This is a genomic window from Halorubrum depositum (assembly GCF_007671725.1).
In the GTDB taxonomy this organism is placed as follows: Archaea; Halobacteriota; Halobacteria; order Halobacteriales; family Haloferacaceae; genus Halorubrum; species Halorubrum depositum.
In genome coordinates, this window is the sequence record NZ_VCNM01000001.1 from 642,332 (window position 1) to 665,101 (window position 22,770).

A 22,770-nucleotide genomic window follows, 5' to 3' on the forward strand; every position below is an offset into this window, starting at 1 on the left:
CGCTGCAAAAGGCTACCGAAAGCGAGGTTCGTCGAACGTCGACAGCCGCCGCGGGATCGGAGGGCGGGCCAAAGGAGAAACGCGAGCGGAACTACTCCACGTACAGCGAGTAGACGATGACGCCGAAGCCGACCGCGGTCAGCAGGCTGTTGATCGCGATACCCACGGCCAGATCGGCCCCGATGACTTGGTGGGAGACGCCGCCGATGAGCGCGCCGACGGTGACGATCCCGAACCCGAGTCCGAGCGCGCGCAGCGAGGGGTCGCCGGTCCTGCCGTACGCGCGGAGCGCGTAGTAGGTGATGCTGCCACCGAGCACGAGGATGGCGGTCTTTGCCACGATGATGGCGAGGTCGATGTGCGTTGTCATGTTTCCTCTCGCAGTTCCGACCAGAGGTCGGCCAGCCGTTCGTCCCGAGTGCGCTCCGGGCGGGAGAACTCGACGGCGAGCTCGCGGCGATCGTCCGCCTCGCCGTCCCCGCCGTCGATCGAGACCGTCACGGAGTCGAACGAGACGGAGTAGCGCGTCGTGTGCTGTCCGTCGCGGCGGATGTCCGTCGACTCCCGGAGCAGGGAGGCGTCGGTGAGCTTCTCCAGCTTCCGATACGTCGTCGACAGGGGGATGTCGCACTCCTCGGAGAGGTCGCTCGCCGTCTTCGGTTCGGTGAGCGCCGTCACGATCCGGCGCGCGGCGTCGTCGGCCAACGCGTCCAGCACGTCGTCGACCGACGGCGGATCCTCCTCGCGCGACGGGTCCCGCACCATGTCCTACCGTTGGTACCCCCCGTGTCTTAAACCATCGAACTTCGGCCCGGCCGAGCGCGCGACCGCGACCCCGCCGTCGCGCGGCCGGACGCCGCCCGTTTTTGTGGGTGGACGGCGTACGACGGTTCGATGGACTCGTGGAAGCGCCGCGTCGTCGGGTACTTCGGCTTCGTCCTCTTCGTGCTGATCTTCACCGCGGTCGTCTACCGCTACGGGATGCGGGTGTACGAGGGCGACCCGCGCACGATGATCGAGGCGCTGCGCTTCTCGGTCGAGATGTTCACCACCACCGGGTTCGGCGGAGACTCCCCGTGGGAGAGCCAACAGCTGAACGCCTTCATCGCCGTGATGGACCTCGTCGGGATGGTGCTGCTGATCGGCGCGCTGCCGGTCGTGGTGACGCCGCTGTTGGAGGAGGCGTTCTCGACGACCGCCCCCCGGTCGCTGGACGAGGACCTGTCCGACCACGTCGTCGTCTGTTCGGACACCTCTCGGTCGACGGCGCTCATCGCGGAGTTCGACTCCCACGGGATCCCCTACGTGATCGTCGAACCCGACGACGACCGCGCCGTGCGGCTCCACGAGGGGGGCCGGACCGTGATCCGCGCCGACCCGGAGTCGACGGACGGGCTGGCGGCCGCGAACCTCGCCGACGCCCGGGCGCTGGTGACGGACGTCTCCGACCAGGTGGACGCGAGCATCGTGCTCGCCGCGAAGGAGCTGGCCCCGGACGTGCGCGTGGTCAGCGTCGTCGAGGACCCGGACCGCGAGCGGTACCACCGGCTCGCCGGCGCGGACGAGGTGCTCTCGCCGCGGTCGCTGCTCGGGGAGAGCCTCGCCGCGAAGGTGACGACCGCGCTCCAGACCGACCTCGGCGAGGCGGTCGCCATCGGCGACTCCCTCCGGCTCGCGGAGGTGTCGGTCCCGCACGGGAGCCGCCTCGCCGGGTCGACGCTGGGCGACAGCGGGATCCGCGAGCGCGCCGGCGTCAACGTCATCGGCGCGTGGTTCAACGGCGAGTTCGACGCGGCGCCTCCGCCGGACGCGACGCTGTCGGCCGGGACGGTCCTGCTCGTCTCCGGGCGGCCGGACCAGCTGGAGCGGCTCGTCGAGCTGACGAACTCCGCCACGCGGCGGTTCGGCGCGGGCGAGACGGTGGTGATCGGGTACGGACAGGTCGGGCGGGCGGTCGCCGAGACGGTCGCCGACGCCGACCTGCCCGTAACGGTCGTGGACCGGGAGGACGCCGAGGGCGTCGACGTGGTCGGCGACGCGACCGAGCCGGAGACGCTGCGCGCCGCCGGCGTCGAGGCGGCGCAGACGGTCGTGCTCGCGCTCCCGGACGACACGACGACGGAGTTCACGACGCTCGTGGTCCGCGACCTGGCGCCGAACACGCAGGTGCTCGCCCGCGTCGAGGACGCCGCGAGCGTCCGGAAGATGCACAGGGCGGGCGCCGACTACGTCCTCTCGCTCGCGACCGTCACCGGGCGGCTGTCCGCCTCGACGGTCATCGAGGACCGCGACGTGCTCTCGCTCGACCAGCAGATAGAGGTCGTCAGGAGGCGCGTGCCGCGGCTCGCCGGGCGGACGCTCGGCCGGGCGAACGTGCGAGAGACCACCGGCTGCACCGTCATCGCCATCGAGCGCGACGAGGAGACCCTGACCGATCTCGGTCCCGACACCCGGATCGGGGCGGACGACGAACTCGTCGTCGTCGGCACCGACGAGGGGATCCGGTCGTTCGAGCGCCGGTTCGCCTGACCGCGTTCGCCGGTCCGCCTGACCGCGTTCGCCGGTTCGCGCGGACTCGCGTGCGTCGCGCCGTCACGTCTCCTCGGACCCGTCACGGGCCGGCTCGCCGCCGAGGCGAGTCGAACGCTTCAAGTATTCGCTGGCTGTTCGTACCTGTATGAAAGATCAGGGACGCTCCACGCGCAAGCGGACGGGCGGTCGACTCAAGCACGCCTCGAACAAGAAGCGCCACCAGCTCGGCCGCGAGCCCGCCGAGACCACCGTCGGCGAGACGCGGGTCCAGTACATCGACTCCCGCGGCACGGAGAAGAAGGTCCGCGCGCTCTCGACCAACGTCGCGCAGGTCGCCGACGGCGGCGAGGTCAGCGAGGCCGAGATCGAGAACGTCGTCGACAACCCCTCGAACGTCAACTACGCCCGCCGGAACATCGTCACCAAGGGCGCCGTCATCGACACCTCCGCCGGCCGCGCCCGCGTCACCTCGCGCCCCGGCCAGACCGGACAGGTCAACGCGGTCCTCATCGACTGAGTCCGCCCCGCCCGCTTTCTGAACGTATTTACCGTTCGCCGACGACGAGCGACGCGTGTACCTCGGCGTCGACGAGGCCGGTAAGGGACCCGTGCTCGGACCGATGGTCGCCGCGGCCGTGCTCGCGACCCCGGCGAGCCTCCCGGCCGACGTCGACGACTCGAAGCGGCTCTCTCCCGATCGGCGCGAGGCGATAGCCGAGACCGTCCGCGAGAGCGACGGCGTCGCCGTCGGCGTCGCGCTCGTCGAACCGGCCGAGATCGACCGGCCGGACACCGACATGAACACGCTCACGGTCCGCGGGCAGGCGCGAGCGGTGCGGGCCGCGCTCGCCGAGATCGGGGAGATCTCCGGCGAGGAGCCTCCCACGGAACCGATCCGCGTCGTCGCCGACGCGGGCGACACCAGCGAGAAACGGTTCGCGCGTCGGCTCGGCGAGTTCGTCGAGGCCGTCGACGAGGACGGGATCGGCGACCCCGACGACGGTGATTCCGCCGCCCTCCCCGCAGTCGACGTCGAGGCCTTCCACGGCGCCGACGAGGACGACCCGGTCGTCGGCGCGGCGAGCGTGGTCGCGAAGGTGGTCCGCGACGCCCGGATGGCCGCGATCGGCGAGCGGTATCCGGAGTACGACGGCGTCGGGAGCGGCTACCCGAGCGACCCGACGACGCGGTCGTTCCTGCGGGCGTACGTCGCCGACGACGGCGACGTCCCGAACTGCGCCCGTCGGTCGTGGGCGACCTGCGACGACGTGTTGGCGGCCGCCGAGCAGTCGGGGCTCGACGAGTTCTAGACCGCCGCTCAAACGAGCGCCGAGGCCGCCGCGCTCACGGCGCCGATGAACGTCTCCCAGACCGAGAAGCCGGCGACGATCGAGAGGACCGTGTCGGCGCCGAAGAAGGCGAACAGCGCCGCGGAGGCGATATGCGCGCGCCGCACGTCGAAGCGGTGGGCGAACGTGTGGAAGAAGTAGGCGTTCGCGAGGCTGATCGGGATGATCGCGAGCATCTCGCCGACCCAGATCGCGGAGGTCGCCCCGTACTGCACCGCCAGCCCGATCGTGACCAGCTGCGTCTTGTCGCCGAACTCGCCGGTGGCCATGAGCACGAAGATCGGGAGGAAGCCGCCGAGCGACCCCTCGTACCGGTCGAGCGGGCCGGGGAGCGTCACCGAGTCGAGGTCGGCGTAGTCGGCGTCGACCGTCGGAGAATCCGGCGGCTCGGCGCCGGCGACCGTCGCCTCCGTGCCGCCGTCGCTGGACGCGACCCGACCGGTGTCGCGCTCTGGCATCGACCGGTACAGCAGGTACGCGAACGCGAAAAACAGCGCCGCGGTCACGGCGTCGAGGACGACGCCCGGCAGCGCCGACTGGAGCGCCTGTCCGAAGGCGATCTCGACCGCGGTCCAGCCGGCGAACGCCGACCCGGCGGCCGCGACGACCACCTTCGGGTCGTACCGCGTCGACAGCGCGGCGATCATGAACTGCACCTTCTCGCCGGGAAGCACAGCGAGCTGGGCCGCGAACGCGACGATCAGTATCTCGGTGTAGGTCATGCGTTTCCGTCCCCTCGACGCTCGTCGGTCGAGCCCCCCGTCCCGAGGCGGCCGCCGGTCGTCATGGTCGATTTAGAGGAGTCTAAATTAAGAGTTTGTTGGCTCCCGTCCGCGTCGTCGGACCGAACGGCGGGGCGGAAAGGGGGTAGCGGCGGGACGGAGCGACGGCGCGGCGGCGAGTCAGCGAGACGGGACCGCCGCCGCGTCGCCTCACCGGATCGTCAGCAGGCGGCGCAGGATGTCGCCGTAGGCGGGCCGCGTGATCAGGACGCCGATCAGGACGCCGAGGATGGTGAAGATCGCGAACCCGGAGAGGTCCCCGAGCGAGAGCACCATCAGCGGCGACATCGCGACGATCGTCGTCGCGGCGGCGGCGCCGATGACCCAGAAGGCCCGGCGGAACCGGGAGTTGAAAACCTTCCGGGAGTTCACCTCGCCCTCGCTCATCACCTCGTCGGCGATGATCACGAGGTCGTCGACGCCGGTCCCGACGACCGCGATGAAGCCGGCGATGACCGCCAGCTCGATCGGGTAGCTCACCAGCGCCGCGAAGCCGAGCAGGGCGTACACCTCCGCGAGCGCCGTGACGATCATCGGCAGCGCCACCGCGGGCTCGCGGTAGCGCAGGAACACCATGCCCGCGACCGCGAACACCGCGAGGATCCCCGTCACCAGCGAGTAGTTCTTGTAGTTCTCGCCCTGCGTGGCGGAGATCGTGCTGGAAGTCCCCTCGCCGCTGATGTCCAGTTCCGCCGGCAGCGCGCCGGCGCGCAGGTTGACCGAGATCTCCTGGGCCGTCGAGAACTCGTTGGTGGTCAGCTCGAAGCTCCCGCGCTCGGCCCACGAGCCGCTCGCCATGCTGTCGGCGAGCCCCGGGTCCATCCCGAAGGAGTTGACGACCTCGCCGTTGACGGTGAGCAGGAGACAGGGGTTCGAGTTGCCGAGCTCGCCCGTCTCGGGGTCGTACTCGCAGCGGTCCGCCTCCGACTGGTACGACGAGGGGAACCCGCGGTCGACGACGGCCTGCTGGAACCGCTCCGCCGGCGACGGCTGGCCGCCGGAGGCCGTGTTCCGAACGTTCACGGGCACGTACGCGCGGGTGGTCCCCTCGCGCTGGGAGGCCGTACCGATGTTCTCGAAGTCGTCCTGGATGAGCACTCCGTCGTCGACGGCGGTCCCGTTCCCGCTCGGGTACGCGATGTCGATCTGGACCGTCCCCCGCTCCTGAAGCAGGTCGACGACGTCGCTTCGTCCCTCGCCGGGCACCTCGACGAGGATGAAGTACTCGCCGGAGAGCGACTGGACCTGCTGGACGCTCCCGCCGGAGAGCCCCGCCTCGTTGATCTTGCCTTCGATGATGCTCTGCGTGAGGTCGCGGGTCTCCGCGGTCACGCCGGGCCGGACGCCCTCGTAGGAGTACCCCGAGGCGTCCATCGCCGCGCGGAACTCCTCCTCGGTCACGGACGGGTCCGTGACCTCGACGGCGCGGACGTCCTCGCCGACGCTCGAGCTCACGTCGCGGAGCTGGACGTCCTCGAGCTCGTCGGCGACGGCCCGTTCGACCGTCGCGGGGTCGTCGCCGGCGAAGTCGACGCCGGTCGCGGTGTACCCCTCCAGCGGGGCCCGCACGCGGGTGCCGCCCTCTAGGTCCAGCCCGTACTGGAGGTTCGTGATCCCCTGGCTCGCCTCGCTCTGGTTCTCACCCGGCGCGGTCGCGGGCGCGAACTGCGGGGCGAACAGCGCGACCGTCGCGCCGAGCACGACGACGACGAGGAGCAGGATGCGCCAGTTGTTCTTGATCGGTTCGAGCATTAGCGCTTCACCCCCTCGAACTTGTACCAGCGGAGCAGCGAGACGTTCAGCAGGTACGTGTTCATCAGGTCCGCACAGAGGCCGACCGAGAGGATGATCCCGATGTTCCGCAGGAGGTCGACGCCGAAGAGGGTCGCGACGACCGCCATCACGATCATCGCGGCCATCGACGTGAGCGTCATCGTGACCCCGGTCCGCATCGCGCGGCTCACCGACTCGTAGAAGTCGCCCGTCCGCCGCAGCACGGAGTTGTTCAACAGGATGTCTGAGTCGACGCTGTAGCCGATGATCATCAGCAGCGCCGCGATCGTCCCGAGTGTCATCTGGATCCCGAGGAGGTTCATCACCGCGACGGGGATGACCAGGTCGGAGAACGCCGAGGCGACCACCGCGAGCGAGGGGACGAACGTCCGGAACAGCGCGAACACGAGCACGCTCATCCCGAGGAACGCCAGCGCGACTCCGAACACCGCGGTCCGGGCCGTGTCGCCGGCGAAGCTCGGCGACACCTGGTCGACCGCGGTCGTGGTGAGCCCCGCGTCGTCGGCCTGTTGCTCGAGACCCTCGGCCAGTCCTTCCGGGTCCTCGTCGGCCGCGCGGAAGGTGACGACGTACACGTCGTCCGCGGGGATCGACCGGATCGAGTCGGGCTGCCTGTCGAACTCGGTTTCGATGCGTTCCTCGACGTTACCGCCGTCGTCGGCTATCCGGAGCTCGACGCCGCCCGTGAACGCCAGCCCGAGGTTCGCCGGCGCTCCCGTGACGAGATACCATCCCAGGATGATCGCGAGCGCGAGAGCGAGGACCGCGAGCGGGACCGCCACGAGCTGCCGGTTCGAGTACTCGGTGTAGTTGACCTCCGGTACCTCGATCGCTACCATAAATACCGGTTCCTGCGCGGGCGCGAATAAGCCTTCTCACTCGACCGCGAGCCGGCGGCGTCGTTCGGTCGCGAGCCGGCGATCCCGTTCGCCCCCGTCCGGGCGACCGAGACGCGGACCGCCGAAACGGACTAACCGCCGGGCGTGCTACCGTCACCCATGGATGCGCCTGAGGCCGCCCGCGTCGTCCTCTCGTACCCCGAGGGGCTCAGCGACTGGGGACGCGATCAGGTCGAGACGGACCGCTATCGGTCGTACTTCGCCCGGGTCATGGACGAGGTCGCCGTCGGCGACGTCCGCGAGGAGTTCGTCGACGTCGGCTGCTGCGGGGACAGCCTCGACGTGCCGTTCCGCGTGGAGCGGATCGAGGCCGGCGGCGGTGGCGACGACGCCGACGAGACTCGCGGCGACGGCCTCGACGGCACTCGCGGCGATACCGTCGACACCGCGGTCGTGACGAGCGAGACGACCGTCGACTACGAGACGCGCGACGGCGACGTCGACGGCGGCTGGCGGGTCCAGAGCGCGGCCGGTCCGTCGGGTTCGAACACCGAGGCCGGATGAGTCAGGGCATGTAGCGGACGCTGACGACCCCCGGCTCCGACCGGATCTCGACGCGGTTCACTCCGAGCCGAGCCGCCCGAGAGAGCGTCGCTTCGCGGTCCTCGATCACGTCGGCGACCGCGTCCTCGGTGTCCGGCTCGGGCGGCGTCAGCACGTGGACCTCGCCCTCGCCGGCGCGGGGCTCGCGGGCGAGCTCCCCCGTCGGCGTCTCCGCCGCGAGCTCGCGCTCGTGGACGGTCGGGGGCTCCTCGCTCTCCTCGATCGAGAGTGGTCGGCGCGCCGCCACCTCGATCACCCGGTACGTGACCTCCATCGGGGGGTCGGGGGCGACGGTCGCCTCCACCGCGTCGTCGACGTCGAGGCCCGGGTTCGAGCTCAGGGTGTGGACCTGTCCGTCGTGGACGTCCTTCAGCACCGCCGAGTCGCTCTCGACGTGCGTGACGAGGAACGTGCTCTCTTTTTCGTCCGTATCCGTCGGCTCGTCGGTCATTGGGCGAGATAGGCGACCGACCCTTTTCCGGGTTTCGAGCCGCGTCAGTCGTCGTCGACTGTGGGCTCGTCGGCCGCGGGATCGTCGACCGTCTCCGCGGCGCCCGCGTCGTCGGTCACGCGGAGACGGTAGTGGATCGCGAACACGACGACCGCGGCGGCGACCGGGGGAACGACGCCGACCGGTTGCGGGAGCGCGTAGAGGGCGCCGACGACGGCGGACTCGGTCGGGTCCCGGAGCGCCGCCGGCGCGGAGATCACCAGGCCGACGTACAGCGACAGGAGGAAGAGGAAACCGCCGTACGCCATCTTCCGGTCGTACCCCGACCGGACGGGGTCGCCGCGGCGGTGGCGGCGCGCGACGAACAGAAGCGGCGCGAGCAGCGGCGCGACCGCGGCGAAGCCGGCGATCACGTACAGCGACCGCGAGAACAGGAACGTGCCGCCCTGCACGTCGGCCGTCTCCGCCATCCAGACGACGAGCGCGAGGGTGACGACGGTCGCGATCAGCCCGGCCGCGAGCGCGCCGACGACCCCGTACACGCGCATGGTCCACGACTCGGTGTGCCGGATCGCGTAGGGGATCGCGCCGAACACCCCGCGGTAGCTGTCTGCCATCGCCTCGGCTAGGGCCGACGCCGAATTAAACCCCTCGTCGGCGGACGCGAGCTTTTAAATTCCCGCGACGGAATCGTCTCCCGTGGGCCTGTACGACGCGTACCTCGCCGTCCGCCACCGACTCCACGACGGGGACCCTCCCGAGCACGTCGCGATCGTCATCACCGAACGGGACCTCCTCGTCGACGGCGCGTTCGACACCCTCGCCGAGGCGCTCGGATGGGCGCTGGAGTACGGCGCCGAGCGCGTCACCGTCTCGGTGTCGGTGCTCGACGAGTCCGTGGTCCCGACGCTCGCGCGCGAGCTCCGCCGGCTCGACGCGCCCGCCCCGTTCGTCGTTCGCGGGCCGGACGACGCCGACGTGGAGAGGAGCGTCGACCGAGAGGCGGGGAGCGCGGACGGCGACGGAGGGGGCGCCGACGACGGAACCGCCGACGGCGACGCCCCGATCAGGATCACCGTCGGACTCGGTGGGAAGGCGGAGTTCGCGGCCGCGGTCCGCGAGATAGCGAGCGACGTCGACGCCGGAGCGCTCGATCCGGCGGCGATCGACGCCGACGACGTCGCCGACCGGCTCGTGTTCCCGGAGGAGCCGGACCTCGTGATCAAGACGGGCGCGGAGCGGCTCTCCGACTTCGCGATCTGGCAGTCGGTGTACGCCGAGCTCTACTTCACCGACGTGAACTGGCGCGACTTCAGGAGGCGGGACTACCTGCGCGCGGTGCTCGACTTCCAGGACCGGCAGCGACGGTTCGGTCGGTAGGACGTCCGAGAGCGGCTGGTTCGACGGCTACCAGACGAAGCGGAACAGGACCGTGAACGTGACGAGCGCCCCGACCGTCGAGAGGATCGGGACGACGTTCTGCATCAGGACGACGCGCGCGCTGGTGCTCGGGTTGAACAGGTCCGACGCCGAGGGGATGTCGGTCGGGTCGCCCTCGCCGATCGGCCCCGTCTCGTCCGCCTTCAGCGCGCCGACGGACACCTTCGGCTCCTTCTCGCCGCGGATCCCCTGCCGCACCGTGACGGTCCGCGTCGCGCGCCCCCAGCCGAGCCCGACGATCGACATCGTCGCGATGATGACGAACGACGCCGGGATCCCGACCGCCGAGAGGCTGATGACGATCCCGGAGGAGACGCAGGCGACGACGATCGCCGCGGTCAGCGGGAGGTCGGTGATGTCGTTGCCGAGCGTGTCGAGCGTCCGCCGGGCGATCGTGAACGCGCCGACCGCGACGGCGGCGCTCCCGAGCAGGATCATCGGCGTCATCTCGACGTTATCGAGCGCGACGAGCGGCGCGATCGCGTTCGCGATGTTCGAGGTACCCGACGAGAACGCCATCAGACAGCCGATGGCGATGACAACGAAGCCGCCAACGAGCTCGCGTCGAGTGGTGTTCGGGCCCGGAACCGGCTTCGGGATCGGCCCGGACCGGTCGAACTCGAACAGCGCCCCCTCCGTGCTGTCTATCGCCACCCAGCTGTCGATTGCCGGGTAGAAGTAGCGTCCCACGACGCCCGACACCCAGAAGCCGATGATCGGCGCGACGATCCACCAGATGGCGATCTCGCCCATCACCGCCCGGTCGAGGGTGCCCGTCGCGAGCCCGAGCCCCGCGATCGCCCCGACCGCCGTCATCGACGTCGACGCCGGGACGCCGGCGAAGTTCCCGACGAACAGCGCGCCGCCGATGAAAAAGAGGACCACGATGCTCGTCTCAAGCGTGAACACGTTGCCGCCGGTGACGAGGTCCTCTCCGAGCGTCGTCACGACGCGCTGCCCGAGCGTCCCGGCGCCGACGAAGAAGAAGATCGACATCAGCGCCGCCGCACCCGACTTCGAGAGCACTCCCGACCCGACGGCCGGCCCGAAGGCCGGACCGGTCGTGGCGCCACCGATGTTGTACCCGACGAACGCCGCGACCACGAATCCGACGAGAAGTAAGACCTCAACCATATACTCGCTACAACGACACACGCCCGGTTAAGCGAACAGGTTCGCGCCGACGATAACGGGATGTTCTCGCGGTTTGATCAGCGGTCGAACGAGCTGGACGCTACCGACGGAAGTCAGTTCGAGAAATGCACTGGCCGAGACTCCCCGCGAGCAGGGAGGGACCTCCGGTCCCTCTTGCAGCCGGCGCGTAGCGCCGGCGACAGCGCGAGCGGGGAGTCAGGGCGGTGCACGACTGCAAGGAGTGCACCGGCCGAGATTTGAACTCGGGTTGCAACCATGGCAAGGTTGCGTGATACCACTACACTACCGGTGCGTGCTTCGCACTTAATGGTTGGTCGGAGGTTCACTTAAACCTGTCACATCGGGACGGCGCCGGGGTCGGACCGCTTCGCTCGCGCGGCTCACTCCCTCCGCGACGCCGCGATCTCCGCGCCGTGCGACCGGACGAGGGCGGCGAACGCCTCGGCCTCCGCGTCCGCCTGCGTCGCGTCGTCCCGCCGGTCGCGCACCCGGCGCTTCACGGTGCGCAGCGCGTCCGGCTTCCCGTCCGCGATCTCGTCGGCGACCGCGCGGGGGTCGTCGACGACCCGGGAGACGAGTCCAGTCCGGAGCGCTTCGTCGGCGTCGAGGACGCGGCCCGAGAGCGCGAACTCCAGGGCGTCGCCCTCGCGCATCACCCGCGGGAGGCGGACCGTGCCGCCCCACGCGCCGAAGAGCCCGAAATCGACGCCCGGCTCGGCGAACGTCGCCGCGGGCGTGGCGACCCGGACGTCGGCCGCGAGCGCCATCTCGACCCCGCCGCCGCGGGCCGCGCCGTCGATCCCGCAGACGACGACCGTGTCCGCACCTTCGATCGCGGCGGCGGTGCGCTGTCCCCGTCGGGCGAACGACGCCGCGTCCTCCGAGTCGGCGGCCGTGTCGAGGGCCGCGACGGCGTCGAGGTCGGCGCCGGCGCAGAAGGCGTCTCCGGCGCCGCGGAGGTAGGTGACGGACGTCTCGGCGTCGGAGACGGCGCTGCGGAGCGCGTCCAGGTCCTCGGGACGAAGCGCGTTTCGTCGCTCCGGGCGGTCGATCGTGACGACGCGGACGCGGCCGTCGGTGCTGGTGTGGATCACGGCCTCGTATCCCGGTCGTTTCCAAAGGTCTTTGCCCTTCGCTCGACTACATCGCGGTAATGGACGATGCCGCGCGAGCGCGTGAGGCCGCTCACGAGGCGCTCGCGGACGTCGAGCCCGAGCGGCTGCGCGAGGCCCTCGAGAGCCGTATTCTGGACGCCGCCGTGACGCCCGGTGTGCTGGCGCTCGTCACGGCCCGGGCGGTCGACCCAGACGTGCGCCTCGACGGGGTCGTCGACCGGGCGGCGGGCGTACAGCTCATCTACGAGGGGCTCCGGCTCACCCGCACCGTGGCCCACGACGAGCCGTGGCTGACCGCGCCCACGCGCGAGACCGACATCGACGCGGACATGGACGTGCTCACGGCCGACGTGCTCGTCTCGCGCGGCTTCTCGCTGCTGGCGTGTACCGACGCCGCCACCGCCGCGGTCGAGGTCGTGCGCGCGTTCGGCCGGGACCAGACCCTCCGCGACCGCGAGGGGACCGACCCCGCGGCGGCGGCCGCGCTCGACCGGAACCTGGAGGTCGACGCCCTCGAGCTGGCGGTCGTCGCCGGCACCACGGCGGTCGGCGGCGACCCGCCCGAGGAGCTGCTGACGTACGCCCGGGAGCTGGCGGCCGATTACGACGACGAGTTCCCGCCGCCGGGGCGCGCGCTCCCGGACGCGACCGCCGACCGGATCGCGGACATCTCCGACCGCGCCGTGAGCGCGACGGACCGGTGAGCGTCCGATCGACGAGCGCCCGGTCGCGCCACCGCGGGGCAGCCGGATCGGGGGGAGGCGGCGGCGGATCGAAACCCATAAAGTCGAATCCGGTCAACGACTGATTGCGTGCCTGGGTAGCTTAGCGGTAAAGCGCGTCCTTGGTAAGGACGAGAGCGCGGGTTCAAATCCCGCCTCAGGCTTTCACGGGCTACACGGCCTGTATTCCCACTTTGCGTGCTTCTTGGGAGCGAATCAATGTACCCCAAGAAAGCACTCTACCCACAAACGGCCACCCCCACGCCGTCTTGCGATTCCGAGAACTGTCAGGACACTATAAAACAGAACCCCCGAGAAGCGCGTATTCTCGGGGTGGGGGCCGGACGATGAACCGCGACGACCCCCTCGACCAGATGGAAATGAGCGCGGCATCCGAGGATATACCACCCGCGCCCAAACCCATCGAGTTCGGCTTCCCACTCGTGAGCCAACGGTCGCGCGAAGACCTCGAAGCGTTCGGCCTCAACATGGTTCAGGACTACCGCGATTTCAAAGAGGAAGTCCTGACGTGGCTCGGCAACTACGGGAAGAACCCCGACAAGCACGAAGGGCTGGCCCCCACCACGCTGGAGTCCACGCACTACAAGCTCGAAACCGTCTTCCGGTGGCTATGGAAGTACGAGGGCCAATACACCACCAAGTTCACGCCCGAACACGCGGAGAAGTTCATCTCGCTGTTGAATCAAAGCGACTCGATGATCGACAGCACGGTGCTTCACCACGCGAAGGATATTCGCCGGTACTTCCGCTACTGTAACCACGTTCAGGGGAAGGACTACGATTGGGAACCCGACATAGAACTCTCTCAGTCGAACGGCGACGAACGAGACTACCTCCGCCGGGCCGCGTTCGAGCCGCTGTATCAAGCCGCGCTCCAGCACTCGTCGGTCAAGAGCTACTACTCCTGCACCCCGGAGGAACGACAGGAGTTGAAGTCCTACGTCTCTCAGCGGCTCCAAGTCCCCAAGTCGAAGGTCGGGGCGGAGGAGTTCAAGCGGGCAAACTCGTGGAAGTACCCCTCGATGATCGCCGCGACTCTCGATACAGGGCTTCGACCCATCGAGGTCGGTCGCGCCAAGGTGTCGTGGGTGAACCTCCAAGATAACGAGCTGAATATCCCGAAGGACGAGTCCACGAAGAACGAGGGCCATTGGAACTGCGCGATTCAGAAGCGCACGGCGAAGGCGCTCGAACGCTGGATAGACGAGCGGGCGACGATGGAGAAGTACGACGGTCGGGACGAGCTGTGGCTCACGCAGAAAGCCCGCCCGTACAACTCCGATTCGTGTAACGGCCTCCTTGATCGAATCATTGAGTCGGGGAACGTCCCGATTCCCGAGAACCAGAAGGAAGACCTCTCGTGGTACAGCATCCGCCACGGGGTCGCAACGTATTGGGCGAACCACGTCGGCCCGCACCACGCGAAGGAACAGCTCCGGCACAAGAGCGTGACGACGACGATGAAGTATCTCCACTCGGACTCGGACACCCGAGGGAGCGCGGTCGAACAAATCTGGTGAGCAGATGCCGTTGAAATCTTATTTTGAAGATGTGGGTAACAGAATACGGCACTCTATCGCTGGATTCGACCGTATTTGAGACACCTAATCTTTACTGACTGTTAGCCATTAGCACCCTATTATGGGAGACATATTTTCGGGTGAACCGGAATACGGGGGCATAGTTGAGGAGATAGTGGGGCGTATTGCTGATAGAGAGTCGAAAGATGAAGCCGAACTCCCACCGATTGGGTCAACAGTAGATTGTGATGCATTAGTGTGTTTGATAGAATCAATGGATAGTGGAGAAGTGATCTTTCACTATGAGGGGTATCAGGTAACTGTGACCGCCGATTCGGAGATAGCCATCGAAGCCACTAATTGAAAGCCTGCGGTCAACCGATTAGTGAAGTACGGGCTTGGCGGGAACCCTTGCGCGACATCTGCGCTCGCATCTTGCGTACTGTTATGTGTATAGCACAAATTAAGTCGGTAGTATGGAGCCGAAGACTATCTCGGATGTTATACCGGAACTAAACAGCACGTATCTGATTCCTGCAATCCAGCGAGAGTTCGTATGGGATACCGACCAAATTCTCGATCTGTTCGACTCTATTCTCCGCGACTACCCCATCGGCTCTCTGCTACTCTGGAAAGTCCGAGATGACCGGGCGCAGAGCGAAATCAAATACAAGTTCGTCAGCGACTACATCGAGGAACCGAACTACCCCCGAGAAATTGACGACGTAAATCACCACAACCCGAAGTGGAGCGAAGACTTAGACGGGGCGCTCCCTCCAACAACGAACCTCGTTATCGACGGCCAGCAACGGCTGACCGCGCTCAATATCGGACTCAATGGAAGCTTCTGTGAGCGGAAATTCAACGCCCGCCGGGATGAGGTCAGCTCGTGGGTTCGCAAGAAACTCTATCTGAATCTTCTCTCGAACCCGAATCGGATTACCGAAGGAATCGGTCGTCGGTATCATCTCGAATTTAAGAAGCCACACCCCGAGAACGACGCAGAACACTACTGGTATTCCGTTGGCGATATACTCCAATACCGCGACGAGAACGACTTTAACAACTATCTGTTCGAGGTCGAAGACGAGATCGAACAACACCTCATAGAAGAAGACCCCGAACTCAGCGCCGAACGGGTCAGAGAATACAAGAAGTGGGCGAAACAGAATCTCAATAGTCTCTGGACGAACGTTCACGACCGCGATCATCTCAACTTCTTCACCGACGACACCGAAGACCACGACCGCATCTTAGACATATTCATCCGCATCAATCAGGGCGGTACACAGCTCCAACACCACGAAATTCTACTATCCCTCGCAACGTCGGAGTGGCAACAGGAGGAGCCTTTCATCGTCGCAAGAGAGGCCGTCCCTAAACTGCGAGATCGACTGAACCGTGATGTTCCCGGTGGGAATGAGCCGTTCACGACGAACTTCGTCCTCCGCGCCCTGTTGACCTGCTCCGGTATGGAAGTTCAGTATCGACTCTCGAACTTCAGCGCGGAGAACCTTGAGCGGATGAAGGAAGTCTGGCTAACAGACCGATTCAGGAACAGTCTGGAGGAGTTCGTGAACCTGATGCGGGGCTACGATATTACGATCTCGCACGTCCACAGTCCCCTGCTCTCGGCTCCTGCCATCTACTTCCTCTACAAACACGACAGCCCCGCGTTAGGCTGGAATAGTGCCCAAGGCCACGATGCTCGACGGGACGTTCTCTACTGGTTGTGTGCGGCCAAGCTCAAACGGCTGTCCCGGCTGTCGTCCGCCCAAATTGCCGAGGCGGTACGAGACGAGATAGACGACACCGATGAGGTTCGCTTCCCGATAGACCGCATCGACGAACGGCTAAGAACGAGCTACGGAGAATCTGTCTACCTCTCACACGACGATATTGACAGCATCTTCGATGAAGCGACGTACAATACGCAACGTGGGGAGTTCCTTCTCCATCTGCTCAGGTTCCCCGAGTCTGCTGACCCCGGACATAGCTATGAAGCCGACCACATCTTCCCACAGAGTCAGGTCGAAGATGAGTACGCGGACTTGATGCACCGCGTGGGGAATCTCCAGTTCCTTCGTGACGACGAGAACCTGTCTAAACACAGTAGCGACTTCGCTAATTGGCTCACCTCACAGACTGAGGAATACAAAGAGCGCCACTATATCCCGGAATCGGATGATGGGTCGCTCTACGAATTAGAGAACTTCCCCGAGTTCGTGGAACAGCGCGAACAACTGATTCGGGAGCATCTGCTCGAAGTCTGTGACGAACTACGCGAAGCACACGATACGAATTAGAGAGGGAGCAAATCTACCGGATTAGTTCAGTTGCGAAATAGAGCGCGTTCCGAGATCGTTCAGACGATATTCCTTCTTCCGACCATCCCCATCGTGAGGTTGCTTCTCCACTACACCACGCTCCGATAATTCCCACAGAATTTGGCTCACGTCATCCGGGTCTATCTCCGAATCCTCGGGCAGTTTTCCCCTGATCTCAGTCGTCGTGTGCCACTCCTCACCGTTATGTTCGTATAGAAATTCAGCGAGCTTTCGAGTCCGAGAGCCTTCCTCAAAGGTAACTACCTCCGGCTCGTCCGTTTCTCTTGGCTCGATTGCCTCGCCCGTGATGTATTGAGTCAAATCTATCGGGGAATCGGCCTCGATTGTCACCCTGATGTTTTCGACTGAATCAGCAAACCCGGCCTCCTCGATGAATTGATTGAAGGCGTGAAGTCCCTGTTCTCCCGAAAGTTCGAGCGTCATTACGCCATCCGGTTGGTCTGACGACATAATTTGACGTTCTACCTGAAGGTGTGAAAACCCCTTGGCTACAAAAACTAAGAAGTCCCATCCCCCATCTCACCTCCTCTGATTTCTACCTCTGTCTGAATCTGACTGTATAACTTAGAGTGTTCTACTTGGTACTGTCTTAGTTTACTGAAAAACCCTCGATGTGGTAGAACACTTAGAGTAGAACTCTGAGTAGCTAACTACTTAGAGTATATATCTAAGTTAGATATTTCGCCCGCGTTAGCGGCCACACCCGCGTTCATTCGGATGTTTCGTCGTATAGTACCAGACGGTACTATATGACTTAAAGATACTTATTTGAGTCTTGACGGGCTACTGAGGCGGCTCCAAAAACCGGAGAGGAACCGACCACTCTCCCCTCATCATCCACACGAAGAACCACGGATAGACGAACATCGTCGCCAGCACATTCAGGAACGAAACAGCCAGCACCGCGTAGAACGCGACCTTCACGAACAGAAGCAAGAATATCTGAACCGTGAACCCGAGGTAGAACGAGTAGATGTAGGTGTTCTCAGCCCTCATCGGAGAGAGGTCTTGTGCGGTAGTTCACCCCGTGATAGCCGGTCGTCGGAGTGTGCTGGTCGATCTGCTCAATGAGCGGCCACGGGAGTTCGTATCGACCGAACAGATAGCCGCAGACGTTTCCATTATGGTCAGTAATCGCTCGAACCTCTGCGTCCTCGGGAATAGCAGGTGTCGTCAAGGCTCCATCACAGCCCGCGCGAGCCAATGCTTCGCCGTCCGAACCGGGTTGTCGTGGTGTTTGTATTCCGACTCGGAGATGCTGAACCGGATTTTGGAAACCGGGTCGTGAGCATCGTAGCTCTGCAAGTTCATCAACTCCATCGAGTCGATTTCACACCGCTCGAAGATCGCGTCCTTCGCCACGGCCTCAAACTCGTTGCGGAGATTGTAGAGTTCGTGTTCCGTCTCCGGGGAGAGCGCACTACGCGGTAGCTCTTGTAGGAGGGCGTTCAGGTGGCGAGCAATCCGAACGTCAGCGTTCGGCTCCGGCTTCGGGACAAACTGCTGGAGCGTCCCTATGTCTCCAGCAACGCCGTTCTTGATGGGTTCTTCCCCGAGCTTGGTCTGTTCCAGAAGCTCGTGGACTTGCTCAAGCCGATTCATCGAAGTCTTCGTACAGACGGGAGGGGGTCGGCCCGGTCTGGTCGTTGTATTTGTTCCCGTTCTCAGATGAGTAGGCCACGTCAGGCTTCGACTTCATATCGTGAAGCGCGAGCTGGCAAATCCGCATCTCGTCGCAGAGTCGAATCGGATACGGTGCGGCGTTGAACAGTTCGAGCGTGATCTGCCCACGGAAACCGGGGTCGATGAACCCTGCATTGTGGATGAACAGCCCGAGCCGACCGACCGACGAGCGACCGTGGAGGATTCCTACCTTGTCGTCGGGGACGGTAATGTTCTCCTCCGTATGGGCCAGCGCGAACTTGCCGGGAGAGAGCGATAGCTCGCTGGTTCTTTCGTAGTGACCGGGGTAAGTGTCGGCGTCGTCCACCTCGACCACGCCGGTCGCGGCAGGAATCCGAAGCTCCGACCCGAGGTGCAAATCCATCGAGGCAGGCTCGACGGCGAGAGTCTTCCCGTCGCCGCGAACAGCCCCGAGATCGCCGTTGCTAATCGACCGCTGAATATCGTGTTGAGAGAGAATCATGGGGCGATGATTGAGTTGTTGTTCGTGACTTCCTCGTAGGCCGTGAAGACGAGCGGCGACCACTCCTTACACTCATTGAGTACCTGAGTGGCGAACTCGCGGGCCTCCCATTGGGCCTTCATGTTCTTCCGAAGGTCGAAGAAGTGCATCAGCGTCCGAGCATTCGCGGAGAACGTCAGATCAACCTCCACGCCAATAGGGAGGATGAACCGGGCGTCCTCCTTCGCCATTCCCTGCTCGATGAGCCGTTCATACAGCTCCACCGAGTTCAGGAAATGCCCCTCAAAGGCGTCGGCTCCGGTGAAATCCTCAGCCGGGCCGTCGTACTGGCCGAGAACCACGTCGGAGGCTCCGGGGTTGTTCTTGTCGCCCGGTGGGACGACGATGTTCTTCTCGGAGAAGTCGCAGTACCGCTGGCTCTGCACGTCGAAGCTCATATGGCGGTGTCGCGTCACCTGAGCCATAGCCGAGCGGGAGAGTCCTTCGACCGCGAAGAACGCTTGGATGTGTTCAAACGGCCCGAAGTGACCACGGCGGAGCAGTTCGGCAATCAGCTCCTCTTGGGTCTTTGTCGTCCCTTCGAGGGCGTCGTCGATAGTCTTCCCGACGAGGGAATCGCTCATATAGTCGCCACGGGCGGCCATTACGGGAACGTCGTCGGGGTTCGGCGTGCTGTATTCTGTCTTGAGTTCGACTTTCATTCGAGGTAGTAGACGAGATTGAGATCGATTTCGGTCATCTCGGGATTGAAGTGATGAGTTTCCTGAAACCCCTCGATGCGGCAGTCCTCTCGTAGTACGTCGCTGAGAACGTCAGCGAGCATTGATGCAAGTTCGTCCTGAGTAACAGGTGTAATGTATCTCATAGATGCGTCTCTCTGGTTCAGAAAAGCGGAGAAGTCGCTCCTCACTCTAATAGACGTGAACTAAGGACTTAAAGACTCCTATTCAAGTCTTTAAGTGATAGAAACGAGCTGGCCGCGATCATTCAGCGTTCGCTTTTCGTAGTGGTGTCTCGCGTGTTCAGCGTGACCGAGAAGTTCGATGTTCTCCAATCTGTTATCCAGCTTCATCGAGTTCTTGTGGTGAACGTCGTTCTCAACCACGGCGTCGTAACCGTACTCGGCAACGGCGAGAAGCCGATGGTGGAGACACGAGTAGGTCTTCCCGTCGATGTTGACGGTGAGCTGTTCGTATCCATCGGAGCGTTCCGTGACGGCGACGTTGTGCTTCCGACCCGTTCTCTCGATACCGAATTTCTCCATCCAGTATCGAATCGTCTCCTTGGAACAACCGAGTTCTCCAGCGACCTTGCGGCAGGAACGGTGTGTCGAATATTTTTCTCTAAGCGTTTCCTCGTCTTGCCACGGTCTTTCTCGGGACATTAGCAGAACGCGGCGAGGCCGGTCTGACTCTGCCCTTCAATCGCGGCGTCTACGTCGATCTCTACCGCATCGAGGATGTCCACCATCGGGTTCCGAACGAGCGTGTCCTGCATCCGCTTCACGTCCACGGTGAGCTGGTCGCGGAGATCGTTCAACTGCGCTCCCCGCTCGTATCCAATCACATCGAGCGTGTCTTCTCCGAGCGTGGTGTGCTTGAGGTAGACCCGCTTGACCGTGTTCCCCTTCCCGAAGTTGCAGTCCTTGATAAACTTGTTAGCGTAGTACGCCGCTCGGGGCGAAGCGCCCTTCGGCGTCCCGTCAGACCACGAGTAGTCTTCAAGCTCTTTTCCAAGACCGCCGGGGACGCCAATCAGGTCGAAGTCCGGGTTCGAGGCGTCGATGCGCTCGGCCCCTTCCCGAATGATGCGGCGAATTTCGTCCTTCGAGCCACCACGAACAATAGTTTCCAGCGTCTCCCGTTGAACCTCCTTGGTGAGCTGAGCCGTGTTCGCCTTCTTGCACGGGTAGCCGCTGATGGACAGCTTGCCCTCTCCGTCCTTGATTTGGGCGTCGTAGTCCATCCCCTCGTCCCACACCTTCACGTAGGCGTAGAACTTCTTTTGGCCGGACATGAAGAACCGAGAGGCGTACATCTCGATCTCGATCTCGAACCGGCAGGGGTCAGTCGGCATCCCGTACTCGGCGGCGAGTTCGACGTAGACCTCGTTGTTCAGCGTTTCCGTGATTTGGGTTGCGGCTTCGAGGCACTCTCGCTGACTCATCGAACTATCAAATTCTATATAATTTGAGTCGGTATCCCCGTATGCCACATTTGCGATACTTTCCTCGTTGACGTATTTCGCCGTTCGCTTGATTACTGTCTGCCCTGTAAGGGTGACAGCGGCGGCAATATCGGAGTCGTAGAGGAAGAACCGAACCCACCCCAAAACGCCGTAGATCGAGTTAACTATCGTCTTCCTGACACTATACTCCTCGGCCCATTTCTCCTTCTTATCGGCGCTCAGCGAGTCGTCCTTCTTCATCTCGCCAGCGTGTTCCTTGAGCCGGAGAGCTTCGTCTACTAGTTCGCGGAACACGCCGTCGAAATCGAGTCGGAAGTAAACGTCGTTGGCCGCCTTCGCCACCGGCACGAGGTCGCCCCCTTCTTCGAGGACTGCGTACAGGCCGTCGTCGTGTTCTTCGACGTGGATGGGGTCAACCTTCGTCTCCGGGCTGGCGTTCAGCATCCAGAGCGCGTTCGGGTACAGGGAAGCAAGGTCGATACCGACGATGTTCTCCTTGAGGCCGGTGAACGCCGGGAACACGTAGGCCCCGTCGTACTTACCGGAATCCTCCGGCGGGTCGGCGGTCGGCCCGGCGTAGCCCTCCTCGTAGAGCTTCCGGCGAATCATCATCTCGATAAACTCGTTGTTCGCCGTGGTCTGCTCGAAGTCCAGACCGATGGTGTCCCGAAGCGCCTTCTTGAACGCGAGAACGTTCGCGGCTTCGTTGACGCCCACCGTGAGGAAGACGTCTTTCGCGTTGTAGTTGAGGAACTTCCGAGTGTTCTCCGAGTATAGCTCGTAGAATCCCTTGTCGGAGTGTTCGATCTTCGCGTCCTCCAGCTCCATCTCGGCGGCGTTATCGAGCGCCCCGCTGACCTTCGTGAACTTCGTGTCTTTCCACGCTTCCATCAGGTCGTAACAGGTGCGTCCCTCGATCTTCGGGCCACCGTACCCGGTGTAGGAGTTCCCGGTGCGGGAGAGCCGGTCGGCGTTGACGCCGCGTTCCTTCATCCGCTCGATTGTGAACGGGGTGTCGAACCCGTTGCTGTTCCAGCCGCAGATGAGGTCGGCGTCCTTCTCCTGAACGTACTTGGCGAACTCGGTGAGCATCTTCCGCTCGTTCGGCTCGAACTTGAGCTGGTCGAGGTGTTCGAGGCCGAGGTCGCTCGGGTGGCTCACCGCATCGAGGTTGGCGTCGGGGAAGCGTTCACCAAGCCCGTGACCGTCGAGATCGATGAACCCTACGTACTCGTCGGTGTAGTTGTCGTGAGCGACGATGCTCAGGATTTGAGCCTTCCCGTAGTCGGGGAAGCCCTCCCCCCGGTCGTCCGTCTCAATGTCGAACGTAATCACGCGCGGCGGCGTGTCCATCTCCACCGGCTCGATCTCGTCGGGAGTCACCCGGTCGCCGGGGACTCGAACGCCGGTCTTGATGCCGAGGTCGATACGGAGCCGGTCGGTGTAGTCCACGTCGGCTTCCCACGACTTCGAGAAGAACGACGCGACTTCGCCCATCTTCTTTGGGTTGTTCACGACGACCTTCGCCAGCTCGTCTTGGTTCACGAGGCCGACCATCTCGGTGTCGTCATACCCCTCGATGTGGTCATTATCGAACGGGTCAACCTGCTCGCGTTCCTCAGCGGGGACGTAGAAGTACGGGTCGAAGTTCTCCACCACAACGGAGTCCGGCTTCCCCGCTTCAGTTCGCCCGAACAGTTGGACTTTCGGGGTGTAATCCTCGTAGATGAGTTCTGTATTGGTAACGTAGATTTCCTTCATTTCAA

At 64.3% G+C, this 22,770-nt stretch carries 26 protein-coding genes and 2 tRNA genes; 10 read left to right on the forward strand and 18 right to left on the reverse strand.

Annotated elements, in window-relative coordinates; genetic code table 11:
• Window positions 1-91: 91 nt before the first annotated feature.
• A complete protein-coding gene (locus FGM06_RS03270; RefSeq protein WP_144797505.1) occupies window positions 92-370 on the reverse strand; it encodes a DUF7521 family protein in 279 nt (92 codons plus the stop codon).
• Window positions 367-765, reverse strand: a complete 399-nt coding sequence (locus tag FGM06_RS03275) for an ArsR/SmtB family transcription factor (RefSeq protein ID WP_144797507.1) — start codon at window positions 763-765, stop codon at window positions 367-369. Before FGM06_RS03275 ends, FGM06_RS03270 begins: the two co-directional genes overlap by 4 nt.
• A gap of 129 nt (window positions 766-894) precedes the next feature.
• Here FGM06_RS03275 and FGM06_RS03280 point away from each other — a divergent pair, with 129 nt between their 5' ends.
• From FGM06_RS03280 to rnhB, 3 genes are all read left to right on the forward strand, one after another.
• Window positions 895-2,529, forward strand: coding sequence for a potassium channel family protein (locus FGM06_RS03280; protein WP_144797509.1), 1,635 nt, complete (start codon window positions 895-897; stop codon window positions 2,527-2,529).
• 148 nt (window positions 2,530-2,677) lie between these two features.
• Complete coding sequence (locus FGM06_RS03285; protein WP_144797511.1) at window positions 2,678-3,049, forward strand: 30S ribosomal protein S8e; 372 nt, start codon at window positions 2,678-2,680, stop codon at window positions 3,047-3,049.
• A 55-nt stretch (window positions 3,050-3,104) separates the two neighbouring features.
• Window positions 3,105-3,842 carry a ribonuclease HII gene (rnhB, locus tag FGM06_RS03290; RefSeq protein WP_144797513.1) on the forward strand — a complete coding sequence of 246 codons (738 nt, stop codon included), beginning with the start codon at window positions 3,105-3,107 and terminating at the stop codon, window positions 3,840-3,842.
• An 8-nt stretch (window positions 3,843-3,850) separates the two neighbouring features.
• Here the strand turns inward: rnhB and FGM06_RS03295 are convergent, their stop codons facing one another.
• From FGM06_RS03295 to secF, 3 genes are all read right to left on the reverse strand, one after another.
• Window positions 3,851-4,603: a TMEM165/GDT1 family protein gene (locus FGM06_RS03295; RefSeq protein WP_144797516.1), complete on the reverse strand. Its 753-nt coding sequence runs from the start codon at window positions 4,601-4,603 to the stop codon at window positions 3,851-3,853.
• Between the two features lie 210 nt (window positions 4,604-4,813).
• Complete coding sequence (locus FGM06_RS03300) at window positions 4,814-6,415, reverse strand: preprotein translocase subunit SecD (RefSeq protein WP_144797518.1); 1,602 nt, start codon at window positions 6,413-6,415, stop codon at window positions 4,814-4,816.
• Complete coding sequence (gene secF, locus FGM06_RS03305) at window positions 6,415-7,296, reverse strand: protein translocase subunit SecF (RefSeq protein ID WP_144797520.1); 882 nt, start codon at window positions 7,294-7,296, stop codon at window positions 6,415-6,417. Before secF ends, FGM06_RS03300 begins: the two co-directional genes overlap by 1 nt.
• 159 nt (window positions 7,297-7,455) lie before the next feature.
• Between secF and FGM06_RS03310 the strand changes: the two genes are divergently transcribed.
• Window positions 7,456-7,860 carry a hypothetical protein gene (locus FGM06_RS03310; protein WP_144797522.1) on the forward strand — a complete coding sequence of 135 codons (405 nt, stop codon included), beginning with the start codon at window positions 7,456-7,458 and terminating at the stop codon, window positions 7,858-7,860.
• A 1-nt stretch (window position 7,861) separates the two neighbouring features.
• On the opposite strand, the gene FGM06_RS03315 is transcribed toward FGM06_RS03310, so the two are convergent.
• Both FGM06_RS03315 and FGM06_RS03320 read right to left on the reverse strand, forming a co-directional pair.
• Window positions 7,862-8,350 carry a DUF5812 family protein gene (locus FGM06_RS03315; RefSeq protein WP_144797524.1) on the reverse strand — a complete coding sequence of 163 codons (489 nt, stop codon included), beginning with the start codon at window positions 8,348-8,350 and terminating at the stop codon, window positions 7,862-7,864.
• A gap of 44 nt (window positions 8,351-8,394) precedes the next feature.
• Window positions 8,395-8,967: a hypothetical protein gene (locus FGM06_RS03320; RefSeq protein ID WP_144797526.1), complete on the reverse strand. Its 573-nt coding sequence runs from the start codon at window positions 8,965-8,967 to the stop codon at window positions 8,395-8,397.
• Window positions 8,968-9,049: 82 nt separating this feature from the next.
• Here FGM06_RS03320 and FGM06_RS03325 point away from each other — a divergent pair, with 82 nt between their 5' ends.
• Window positions 9,050-9,730, forward strand: coding sequence for an undecaprenyl diphosphate synthase family protein (locus FGM06_RS03325; RefSeq protein WP_144797528.1), 681 nt, complete (start codon window positions 9,050-9,052; stop codon window positions 9,728-9,730).
• Between the two features lie 27 nt (window positions 9,731-9,757).
• Here FGM06_RS03325 and FGM06_RS03330 read toward each other — a convergent pair whose 3' ends face one another.
• From FGM06_RS03330 to FGM06_RS03345, 3 genes are all read right to left on the reverse strand, one after another.
• Window positions 9,758-10,924, reverse strand: coding sequence for an inorganic phosphate transporter (locus tag FGM06_RS03330; protein WP_144797530.1), 1,167 nt, complete (start codon window positions 10,922-10,924; stop codon window positions 9,758-9,760).
• Window positions 10,925-11,166: 242 nt separating this feature from the next.
• Window positions 11,167-11,237 (reverse strand) — tRNA-Gly (locus FGM06_RS03340).
• A gap of 88 nt (window positions 11,238-11,325) precedes the next feature.
• A complete protein-coding gene (locus FGM06_RS03345) occupies window positions 11,326-12,039 on the reverse strand; it encodes an enoyl-CoA hydratase/isomerase family protein (RefSeq protein ID WP_144797534.1) in 714 nt (237 codons plus the stop codon).
• Between the two features lie 59 nt (window positions 12,040-12,098).
• On the opposite strand from FGM06_RS03345, the gene FGM06_RS03350 reads away from it, so the two are divergent.
• From FGM06_RS03350 to FGM06_RS03370, 5 genes are all read left to right on the forward strand, one after another.
• On the forward strand, window positions 12,099-12,764 hold the full coding sequence (locus tag FGM06_RS03350; protein ID WP_144797536.1) for a DUF7114 family protein: 666 nt from the start codon (window positions 12,099-12,101) through the stop codon (window positions 12,762-12,764).
• Window positions 12,765-12,874: 110 nt separating this feature from the next.
• Window positions 12,875-12,946 (forward strand) — tRNA-Thr (locus FGM06_RS03355).
• A 183-nt stretch (window positions 12,947-13,129) separates the two neighbouring features.
• A complete protein-coding gene (locus FGM06_RS03360) occupies window positions 13,130-14,323 on the forward strand; it encodes a tyrosine-type recombinase/integrase (RefSeq protein WP_144797538.1) in 1,194 nt (397 codons plus the stop codon).
• A gap of 121 nt (window positions 14,324-14,444) precedes the next feature.
• Window positions 14,445-14,687: a HalOD1 output domain-containing protein gene (locus FGM06_RS03365; RefSeq protein WP_144797540.1), complete on the forward strand. Its 243-nt coding sequence runs from the start codon at window positions 14,445-14,447 to the stop codon at window positions 14,685-14,687.
• Window positions 14,688-14,799: 112 nt separating this feature from the next.
• On the forward strand, window positions 14,800-16,629 hold the full coding sequence (locus FGM06_RS03370; RefSeq protein WP_144797542.1) for a DUF262 domain-containing protein: 1,830 nt from the start codon (window positions 14,800-14,802) through the stop codon (window positions 16,627-16,629).
• Window positions 16,630-16,650: 21 nt separating this feature from the next.
• Here the strand turns inward: FGM06_RS03370 and FGM06_RS03375 are convergent, their stop codons facing one another.
• The 8 genes from FGM06_RS03375 to FGM06_RS03415 form a co-directional block, all read right to left on the reverse strand.
• Window positions 16,651-17,094: a hypothetical protein gene (locus FGM06_RS03375; RefSeq protein WP_206668651.1), complete on the reverse strand. Its 444-nt coding sequence runs from the start codon at window positions 17,092-17,094 to the stop codon at window positions 16,651-16,653.
• Between the two features lie 360 nt (window positions 17,095-17,454).
• The gene (locus tag FGM06_RS03380) at window positions 17,455-17,667 is read right to left on the reverse strand and encodes a hypothetical protein (RefSeq protein ID WP_144797546.1); all 213 of its coding nucleotides are present in this window, start codon (window positions 17,665-17,667) and stop codon (window positions 17,455-17,457) included.
• 177 nt (window positions 17,668-17,844) lie between these two features.
• The gene (locus FGM06_RS03390) at window positions 17,845-18,273 is read right to left on the reverse strand and encodes a hypothetical protein (protein ID WP_144797550.1); all 429 of its coding nucleotides are present in this window, start codon (window positions 18,271-18,273) and stop codon (window positions 17,845-17,847) included.
• Entirely contained in the window at window positions 18,260-18,817 is a 558-nt protein-coding gene (gene dcd, locus FGM06_RS03395) for a dCTP deaminase (protein ID WP_144797552.1), read from the reverse strand. The genes FGM06_RS03390 and dcd overlap by 14 nt, the downstream gene beginning before the upstream one ends.
• Window positions 18,814-19,518 carry an FAD-dependent thymidylate synthase gene (thyX, locus tag FGM06_RS03400; protein WP_144797554.1) on the reverse strand — a complete coding sequence of 235 codons (705 nt, stop codon included), beginning with the start codon at window positions 19,516-19,518 and terminating at the stop codon, window positions 18,814-18,816. The genes dcd and thyX overlap by 4 nt, the downstream gene beginning before the upstream one ends.
• A complete protein-coding gene (locus FGM06_RS03405; protein ID WP_144797556.1) occupies window positions 19,515-19,727 on the reverse strand; it encodes a hypothetical protein in 213 nt (70 codons plus the stop codon). The genes thyX and FGM06_RS03405 overlap by 4 nt, the downstream gene beginning before the upstream one ends.
• 45 nt (window positions 19,728-19,772) lie before the next feature.
• Entirely contained in the window at window positions 19,773-20,201 is a 429-nt protein-coding gene (locus FGM06_RS03410) for an HNH endonuclease (RefSeq protein ID WP_241662520.1), read from the reverse strand.
• On the reverse strand, window positions 20,201-22,765 hold the full coding sequence (locus FGM06_RS03415) for a DNA-directed DNA polymerase (RefSeq protein ID WP_144797558.1): 2,565 nt from the start codon (window positions 22,763-22,765) through the stop codon (window positions 20,201-20,203). The genes FGM06_RS03410 and FGM06_RS03415 overlap by 1 nt, the downstream gene beginning before the upstream one ends.
• Between the last annotated feature and the right edge of the window lie 5 nt (window positions 22,766-22,770).

What these genes read in the sequence shown, in the direction of transcription:
- FGM06_RS03320 (WP_144797526.1), bottom strand. Translation starts at nt 8,967, where the DNA reads ATGGCAGACAGCTACCGCGGGGTGTTCGGCGCGATCCCCTACGCGATC.
- FGM06_RS03310 (WP_144797522.1), top strand. Translation starts at nt 7,456, where the DNA reads ATGGATGCGCCTGAGGCCGCCCGCGTCGTCCTCTCGTACCCCGAGGGG.
- FGM06_RS03270 (WP_144797505.1), bottom strand. Translation starts at nt 370, where the DNA reads ATGACAACGCACATCGACCTCGCCATCATCGTGGCAAAGACCGCCATC.
- dcd (WP_144797552.1), bottom strand. Translation starts at nt 18,817, where the DNA reads ATGATTCTCTCTCAACACGATATTCAGCGGTCGATTAGCAACGGCGAT.
- FGM06_RS03370 (WP_144797542.1), top strand. Translation starts at nt 14,800, where the DNA reads ATGGAGCCGAAGACTATCTCGGATGTTATACCGGAACTAAACAGCACG.
- FGM06_RS03315 (WP_144797524.1), bottom strand. Translation starts at nt 8,350, where the DNA reads ATGACCGACGAGCCGACGGATACGGACGAAAAAGAGAGCACGTTCCTC.
- FGM06_RS03295 (WP_144797516.1), bottom strand. Translation starts at nt 4,603, where the DNA reads ATGACCTACACCGAGATACTGATCGTCGCGTTCGCGGCCCAGCTCGCT.
- thyX (WP_144797554.1), bottom strand. Translation starts at nt 19,518, where the DNA reads ATGAAAGTCGAACTCAAGACAGAATACAGCACGCCGAACCCCGACGAC.
- secF (WP_144797520.1), bottom strand. Translation starts at nt 7,296, where the DNA reads ATGGTAGCGATCGAGGTACCGGAGGTCAACTACACCGAGTACTCGAAC.
- FGM06_RS03275 (WP_144797507.1), bottom strand. Translation starts at nt 765, where the DNA reads ATGGTGCGGGACCCGTCGCGCGAGGAGGATCCGCCGTCGGTCGACGAC.
- FGM06_RS03410 (WP_241662520.1), bottom strand. Translation starts at nt 20,201, where the DNA reads ATGTCCCGAGAAAGACCGTGGCAAGACGAGGAAACGCTTAGAGAAAAA.
- FGM06_RS03415 (WP_144797558.1), bottom strand. Translation starts at nt 22,765, where the DNA reads ATGAAGGAAATCTACGTTACCAATACAGAACTCATCTACGAGGATTAC.
- FGM06_RS03300 (WP_144797518.1), bottom strand. Translation starts at nt 6,415, where the DNA reads ATGCTCGAACCGATCAAGAACAACTGGCGCATCCTGCTCCTCGTCGTC.
- FGM06_RS03285 (WP_144797511.1), top strand. Translation starts at nt 2,678, where the DNA reads ATGAAAGATCAGGGACGCTCCACGCGCAAGCGGACGGGCGGTCGACTC.
- FGM06_RS03330 (WP_144797530.1), bottom strand. Translation starts at nt 10,924, where the DNA reads ATGGTTGAGGTCTTACTTCTCGTCGGATTCGTGGTCGCGGCGTTCGTC.
- FGM06_RS03280 (WP_144797509.1), top strand. Translation starts at nt 895, where the DNA reads ATGGACTCGTGGAAGCGCCGCGTCGTCGGGTACTTCGGCTTCGTCCTC.
- FGM06_RS03365 (WP_144797540.1), top strand. Translation starts at nt 14,445, where the DNA reads ATGGGAGACATATTTTCGGGTGAACCGGAATACGGGGGCATAGTTGAG.
- FGM06_RS03350 (WP_144797536.1), top strand. Translation starts at nt 12,099, where the DNA reads ATGGACGATGCCGCGCGAGCGCGTGAGGCCGCTCACGAGGCGCTCGCG.
- FGM06_RS03360 (WP_144797538.1), top strand. Translation starts at nt 13,130, where the DNA reads ATGAACCGCGACGACCCCCTCGACCAGATGGAAATGAGCGCGGCATCC.
- FGM06_RS03390 (WP_144797550.1), bottom strand. Translation starts at nt 18,273, where the DNA reads ATGAATCGGCTTGAGCAAGTCCACGAGCTTCTGGAACAGACCAAGCTC.
- FGM06_RS03375 (WP_206668651.1), bottom strand. Translation starts at nt 17,094, where the DNA reads ATGACGCTCGAACTTTCGGGAGAACAGGGACTTCACGCCTTCAATCAA.
- FGM06_RS03380 (WP_144797546.1), bottom strand. Translation starts at nt 17,667, where the DNA reads ATGAGGGCTGAGAACACCTACATCTACTCGTTCTACCTCGGGTTCACG.